The organism is Mesorhizobium sp. M2A.F.Ca.ET.039.01.1.1 (assembly GCF_003998035.1).
In the GTDB taxonomy this organism is placed as follows: Bacteria; Pseudomonadota; Alphaproteobacteria; order Rhizobiales; family Rhizobiaceae; genus Mesorhizobium.
This window is the reverse complement of sequence record NZ_RZRY01000344.1, coordinates 1-6,748: the sequence shown is the minus strand read 5'-3', so window position 1 is coordinate 6,748 and position 6,748 is coordinate 1. Positions and strand designations below refer to the sequence as shown.

At 64.4% G+C, this 6,748-nt stretch carries 6 protein-coding genes and 1 pseudogene; all 7 read left to right on the top strand.

All coding sequences use genetic code 11. The features are described from left to right. Positions 1-1,284, top strand: a 1,284-nt coding sequence (locus EOA24_RS23070; protein WP_133374577.1) for a peptidase domain-containing ABC transporter, incomplete at its 5' end; no start/stop codon positions are given. After that, on the top strand, positions 1,281-2,603 hold the full coding sequence (locus tag EOA24_RS23065; RefSeq protein WP_126082683.1) for an HlyD family type I secretion periplasmic adaptor subunit: 1,323 nt from the start codon (positions 1,281-1,283) through the stop codon (positions 2,601-2,603). The genes EOA24_RS23070 and EOA24_RS23065, both read left to right, overlap by 4 nt. 278 nt (positions 2,604-2,881) lie before the next feature. After that, positions 2,882-3,607, top strand: coding sequence for a class II aldolase/adducin family protein (locus EOA24_RS23060; protein WP_126082682.1), 726 nt, complete (start codon positions 2,882-2,884; stop codon positions 3,605-3,607). A gap of 77 nt (positions 3,608-3,684) precedes the next feature. Continuing rightward, positions 3,685-4,554 carry an NAD(P)-dependent oxidoreductase gene (locus tag EOA24_RS23055; protein WP_189354158.1) on the top strand — a complete coding sequence of 290 codons (870 nt, stop codon included), beginning with the start codon at positions 3,685-3,687 and terminating at the stop codon, positions 4,552-4,554. 16 nt (positions 4,555-4,570) lie between these two features. Continuing rightward, positions 4,571-5,284, top strand: a complete 714-nt coding sequence (locus EOA24_RS23050) for a GntR family transcriptional regulator (protein ID WP_189343128.1) — start codon at positions 4,571-4,573, stop codon at positions 5,282-5,284. 134 nt (positions 5,285-5,418) lie between these two features. Next, a complete protein-coding gene (locus EOA24_RS23045) occupies positions 5,419-6,513 on the top strand; it encodes a LacI family DNA-binding transcriptional regulator (protein ID WP_189562004.1) in 1,095 nt (364 codons plus the stop codon). Between the two features lie 32 nt (positions 6,514-6,545). Beyond that, positions 6,546-6,748: pseudogene (locus tag EOA24_RS23040) on the top strand (ABC transporter substrate-binding protein); the annotation flags it as partial.

Below are 6,748 nucleotides of genomic sequence, written 5' to 3'. Positions count from 1 at the left end.
CTGCTGTTCCTCTACAGCGGTCGTCTCGCCACAATGGTGCTCGGCTTTTCCGCCGTCACCGCCTGTGTGATCGGCGGGCTGATCCCGCTCTACCGCCGCAAGTTGCGCGTCCTCTACGAGGCCGAAGGGCAGCGTCAGGCCTATCTCGTCGAGACCATCCACGGCATGGAAACGGTCAAAGGGTTGGCGACCGAGCCCTTGCGCCAGCGCGACTGGGACGCGCTCTGCGCCCAGGCCGCCGAGTCGCGGTTCGACGTCGGGCGGATTTCTACCTCGGCGCAGGCGGTGATCGGGCTTCTCGAAAAGCTGCTGACGGTTGCGGTCGTCGGCTTCGGCGCCCTGCTGGTCTTCGACAACCAGATGACGGTGGGCGCGCTGATCGCGTTCAACATGCTGTCGGGCCGGGTCACCACGCCGCTCTCACAGATCGTCGGTCTGGTGCAAGGCTACCAGGAGGCCGGGCTCTCGGTGCGAATGCTCGGCAACATCATGAACCGCAGTCCGGAGCGGCCACCGAATGTGCGCGGCCTGCGCCCGCCGATCGCGGGCACTGTCGAGTTCGAGCATGTGATCTTCCGCTACAGCGACAGCGCTCCGCCGGCCCTGAACGACGTGTCGCTGACCATCCCGGCCGGTTCGGTTTTCGGCATCGTCGGGCGCAGCGGCTCGGGCAAGTCGACATTGACGCGGCTGATGCGCGGCACGTACCCGATCCAGCACGGCTCGGTGCGGATCGACGGTCATGAAATTCGCGAGCTCGACCTCCCGCATCTGCGCAGCAATGTCGGCGTCGTGATGCAGCAGTGCTTTTTGTTTCGCGGCACCGTGCGCGAGAACATCGGCGCGACCAGGCCAGATGCAACCCTGGAGGAGATCGTCCACGCCGCGACGATGGCGGGTGCCGACGAGTTCATCAAACTACTGCCGCAGGGCTACGACACCTTGCTCGAGGAGGGCGGCACCAACCTGTCGGGCGGCCAGCAGCAGCGCCTGTCGATCGCCCGTGCCTTGCTGCGCCAACCGCGCATCCTCATCCTGGACGAGGCGACCTCCGCGCTTGATCCCGAGAGCGAGGCGATCGTCCAGGCAAACCTTGCCCGCATTGCCGAGGGGCGAACCGTGGTCATGGTTTCGCACCGTCTGTCCTCGCTCGTCGCAGCGGATGCCATTGTCGTGCTCGATCGCGGCCGGATCGTCGATCACGGGAAACATGGCGAACTTCTGTCCCGTTGCATGACTTACCGACAGCTTTGGAACCAGCAGAACAGGCACCTTGCCCGATGAGCACGCTCCTTCCAGCGGTGAGAGACTTTCAAAGCGATGCACGCAAGATTGACGAGCGGCGCCCGCCCTGGGTCGTGGGAGCCACGCTGTACGTACTTGTCGCGGTCATCATGGTCGCTGGCATTTGGGCTTCGGTAGCCAAGGTCGACCAGATCGTGGTCGCACCGGGCAAGCTGGTGACGACGGCCTCGACGATTGTGGTGCAGCCGCTCGAGATTTCGACCGTGCGCAGCATCGACGCCAAGGTGGGCGACATCGTGCGGAAAGGCGACGCATTGGCGACCCTCGACGCGACGTTCAGCGAAGCCGATGCCGATCAATTGCGGGGAAAGGTCGCGAGCCTCGCCGCGCAAATCGGGCGGCTCGAGTCCGAGCTCGACGACCGGCCATACAACCCCCAAAACCTGGATGACGAAGCGCGCCTGCAGTCGACGATATGGATCCGGAGGGTAGAGGAGAACAAGGCGAAGCTGGCTTCTTACGATCGGCAGATCCGCAATGTTCAAGCCCAGATGGCGACCAAGAGCGCCGATCGCGAGGCATTGGAGGTTCGCCTTGGCGTGGCGAAAGATCTTGAGACGATGCGGGACGTTCTGCTGAAGAGGGAGGTCGGCTCGAAGGTCGACTATCTGTCTGCCAAGGGTCAGCGGCTGCAGGTCGAGCAGGAAATGCTGCTTGCGGGCAATAACATGGCTGAGCTTGAGGAGAATGTGGAACGCTTGAAGGCCGAGGAAGCGGCTTACCTCGCAGAGTTCCGCCAGAAGACCGCCGAGGAACTAGTCCAAGCGCGCCGCGATCACGATGCCGCGGCCAGGGAACTCGACAAGGCGCTGCGGCGGAAGGCTGTCACGGTGTTAACCGCACCCGCCGACGCGATCGTGCTCGAAGTGGCGCAGCGCTCTGTTGGCTCGGTATTGAAAGAAGCAGAGCCGCTTTATACGCTCGTTCCTCTGGGTTCTCCATTGGAGGCAGAAGTCTCTGTCCAGGGGCTCGATGTCGGCCATGTCGAGGCCGGCAGTGAAGTTCGCCTGAAACTCGAGGCGTGGGCCTTCCAGAAGCACGGTACCCTGTCCGGTAAGGTTCGAACCGTCTCGGACGACACCTTCACACAGGATCCGAAGAATGGTGGGCAACAACGTCCTTATTACAAGGCACGGGTGGAATTGACCGCGACCGATCTGCGTGATGTGCCGAGCAGTTTCCGCTTGATTCCTGGCATGGCAGTGACCGCGGAGATCAAGGCCGGCGACCGCACGATCTTGTCATATTTCCTCTATCCGCTCCTGCGTGGTCTCGACGAAAGCATCCGCGAACCCTGAGTCGCGAAGCTAATGCGAACCGACGTCCGCCGGAGCGAGTGGTCACTTATGGGGCTTCATAGCACACGCATTTGACCCCTCGTTCTGACGCTGTTTACGTCGGACTGACAGGCCGAGCAGTTCTCCGGCCGATGCCCGCCAGAGGCCGCGGATTAAAGCGTCGTTCACCGCAGCCACACTATTCCCGCACACCGCCGCTCAATGAAAACCAAGCGGACGTTATTGACCTGTATACAGGAGTTCAGGTATGCCGATCGTTAACAGGAGGCGACCTGCAAATGACTTCATCCACCGAGACGGCGATGCGCCAGGAACTTGCGGCGGCTTACAGGCTAATTGCCCATTTCGGCATGGACGACCTGATCCACACTCATATTTCGGCGCGATTGCCCGAAGAGCCGAACCACCTGCTGATCAACCGTTATGGCGACCTGTTCGGGGAAGTCACCGCGGACTCGCTTGCGGTGATCGACCATCAAGGACGCCAGATGCGGGGCACGCAGGTTCCGATCAACACGGCAGGCATCGTCATCCACACGGCGGTCCATTCGGCACGGCCCGACGCTATCTGCGTCATGCACACGCACACCGCCGCGGGCGTCGCGGTCAGCTGCCTTGAAGAAGGCCTGCTGCCGCTTAACCAGACCGCCCTGCTCTTCTACGGCCGTGTCGGATATCACGCTTTCGAGGGGATCGCTCTCGACCGGGACGAGCAGCAGCGCCTCGTCGCCGATCTCGGCGACAATCGCGCCATGATCCTGCGCAACCATGGCCTGCTGACGGTTGGCCGTTCCGTCGGCGAGGCGTTTTCCCTGATGTACAACCTCGAGCAGGCGTGCCGCATCCAGCTTGCCGTGCTTGGCAGCGGCCGGCCCGTGCATCTTCCGTCCAGCAACGTGTGCGAACGCACCGCCGCGCAATATGAGGCCGATCCGGACGGCGCCGCCGAACTGGAGTGGCTGGCATTGCGTCGGCTCTCGGGCCTCGTCTTCGACGGCCGTTGACGCCGTGCGGGTCGTGCTTGCCGATCCTCTCGCTTATTCGGAGGCGTTCGATACCGCGTTGCTCGGCCTGTCCCGGCGTGGAATTCCGCCGCTGGACCGATTGCGCCCCGGACACCGACTACGACCTGCTGGTGACCTGGGCTTTTCCGCCGGACATGGCGAAGCTGCCTGCTTCGACGCGCGCTGTGCTCTGCCTGGGCGCCGGCACGGATCAATTGCCCTCCGATCCGCGCCTGCCCGACGATATGCCTGTCGTGCGCCTGCGCGATCCCGCGCAAGCACAGCAAATTCTCGACTACGCCATGCACGCGGCATTCGCCCGCCAGCAGGACGATTTTTCCGTTCGCCGCAGCCAGCGCGCACGCAGGTGGCAGCGGGCTGTTTCCGAGATCCGCGACCGCGGCGCCTTGTCGGTCGCGGTGCTTGGCCTGGGCATGATCGGCGGCCATGTCGCGTCGGGCCTCGCGGGAGCGGGCTTCCGCGTCTCAGGCTGGTCGCGCACGCCCCGCGAACGTGTCGGCGTGACCGCCTTTCATGGCGAGGGCGGACTGGTTCCGGCCGTCACGGGGGCCGATCTCCTTGTCAACCTGCTGCCGTCCAACCAGCACACGCGCGGCATTCTCGACGGGCGGCTCTTCGGCCTGCTGGCGCCGGGTGCCTATGTGGTCAATCTGGGGCGTGGCGATCATCTCGACGAGACCGCGCTCAGGCAAGCGCTGGACAGCGGCCATGTCGCCGGCGCCTGGCTCGACGTTTTCCTCCAGGAGCCGCTGCCGGCCGATCATTGGGCCTGGGCGCATGAAAGCGTGCGCATCACACCCCATTGCGGCGGCCTGCCAACGCCCGAGGGGACCGCGGCCGCGATCGCGGAGGCGATCAAAGCGCTCGACGATCCACGAAATCCGCTGGTTTCCGGCAAACCGCTTCTTGACTCCCAAAACTCCTGAATGCCAGTATACAGATATGCTAAAGCTGAACGCGCCAATCCTGACCGAGCAGAACGAGCGACGGAACACGATTTCGGCCAAGGCCTATCAGGAACTGCGCGAGGCGATCATCACCGCGCGTGTCCTGCCGGGCGCGAGCCTTGCCGAGACTGACGTCGCGCAGGCGATGGGCATCAGCCGCACACCGGTGCGCGAGGCCTTCACCCGGCTCTTCGACGAGGGGTTGATCGAGATTTCGCCGCAAACCGGCACCCGCGTCTCGCTTATCGACATGACCCGGGTCCGCGAGGCCGTGTTCATCCGCTCGACCCTGGAAAGCGCGGTCATCGCCAACAGCGGCGTCCATCCGGATCCCGGCACGCTCGACGAAATCGAGCTGTCGTTGCGGGCACAGGAACGGCTGGTCGACAGCGACGACATGGGCGCCCTGCATCGCGCCGACATGGCCTTCCACTCGGGCCTGACGGCTGCCTTCGCGCATCCCCGCGCCTGGGCTGCCTGCCAGCATATATCGGCGGACATGATGCGCGTTCAGTTCCTGATCGGCATGAAGCCGGATCACATCCGTTCGATCATCGCGGAGCATCGCGCGATCCTCGATGAAGTCCGTGCCGGCAAGACTGGCGAGGCCGCGCGCCTCATGGCCGCGCACATTCGCAATGTCGACTTCGACCAGGCCACCCTCAAGCGCGAGCATCAGGAGTTCTTCCGTGCGGGAGACGTTCTGTGATCGCTCCCGTCCCTGCCCTCGCCTTGTCAGGTCCGGAGCCGGCGGCCCCTTTTTTTTGGGCGGTCTACGAAACCGGTTTACCAGCCAAGTTCAACATCATCCTGCCGGGAGCGTTGAAGCGTTTGTCGGATCGATTGAAGATCACCATCCGTGATGTCGCGCGGGCAGCGGGCGTCTCGGTAACCTCCGTGTCGCGCCATCTCAACGGCCGCATCAGCCTGCCCGACTCGACAGCGCTGAAGATCGAGCAGGCGGCTGCGCGCCTCGGTTATCGTCCCAACGCCATTGCCCGGCGGCTGACGCGCGGCAGCAGCGAGACGCTCGGCCTGATAACCTCGGACATCGCCTATCCGCTGTTTGCCGCCATCGCCTCCGCATCCGAAGCGGAGGCGGCGCGGCACGGCTACAACCTGCTGATGCTCAACAGCCGCAACCTGGTGGATCATGAGCTCGCCTTCCTGGCGCGTATCGAGGACCACCAGGTGGACGGCATCCTGCTTCTCACCAACCATTCGGACGACGGCCGGCTGGTCAAATGCATCAACCGGACCGGCGGCGTGGTCCTGCTCGACGAGGATGTGCCGGGCGCCCGGGCGCCGCGCCTGTTTGCCAGGAACGCCGACGGCGCCCGCATGGCAACCAGCCACCTGATCGAGAAGGGCCATCGCCGCATTGGCGCGATCGCCGGCCCGCATGGCCTGCTCAGCACGACCGAGCGGCTCTCCGGCTATGCCGAGGCGCTGGAAGCGGCGGGCATGGCGGTCGACAACCGGCTGGTGGTCCATTGCGACTATGATGAAAACCAGGCTGTCGGCGCTTTCAAGGAGCTGTTCGGCCAGCCGGATCCGCCGACCGCCGTCTTCACCTGCGGCGACATGCTGGCGCTTGGCGCCATGCGCGCGGCGCGCGGCATGGGCCTGCGCATTCCCGAGGATGTCTCGCTCATCGGCTTCGACGACATCAGCAATGCCGACCTTCTTTCGCCGGCGCTGACGACGGTGCGGCAGTCTCCGGCCGAATTCGGCCGGCGCGGCGTCGCCATGCTGCTGGACCTCATCACAGGCAGAAAAACAGAAGCGGTCACCGAACGCATCGGCGTCGAACTCGTCGTCCGTGCATCGGTCGCGCCGCCATCAGGCCGCCGGCTACGGCGGTCTGCAAGCAATACCGGTTCCGAGCCGCCAACCGGCGGCTTGGCGCCGGCCCGGGAGGAAGTCACCGAAAACTAGGACTCCAGACGGACATAAAAAGGGGAACAGCCATGTCCAGCAACCGCTTTGGTCAAGACGCAGCCTTAATAGCAATCGAGAAGTTCAAATCCGGTCGGATCGACCGTCGCTCCTTCATTACCGCCATGGCCGGCCTCGGCCTCGCTGTCGCGATGCGGCCCGGCGCGGCATCGGCGGAAGCCAATGAGATCGTCGTCTGCAATTGGGGCGGCGCCGCGCTCGACGCCTTCCAGAA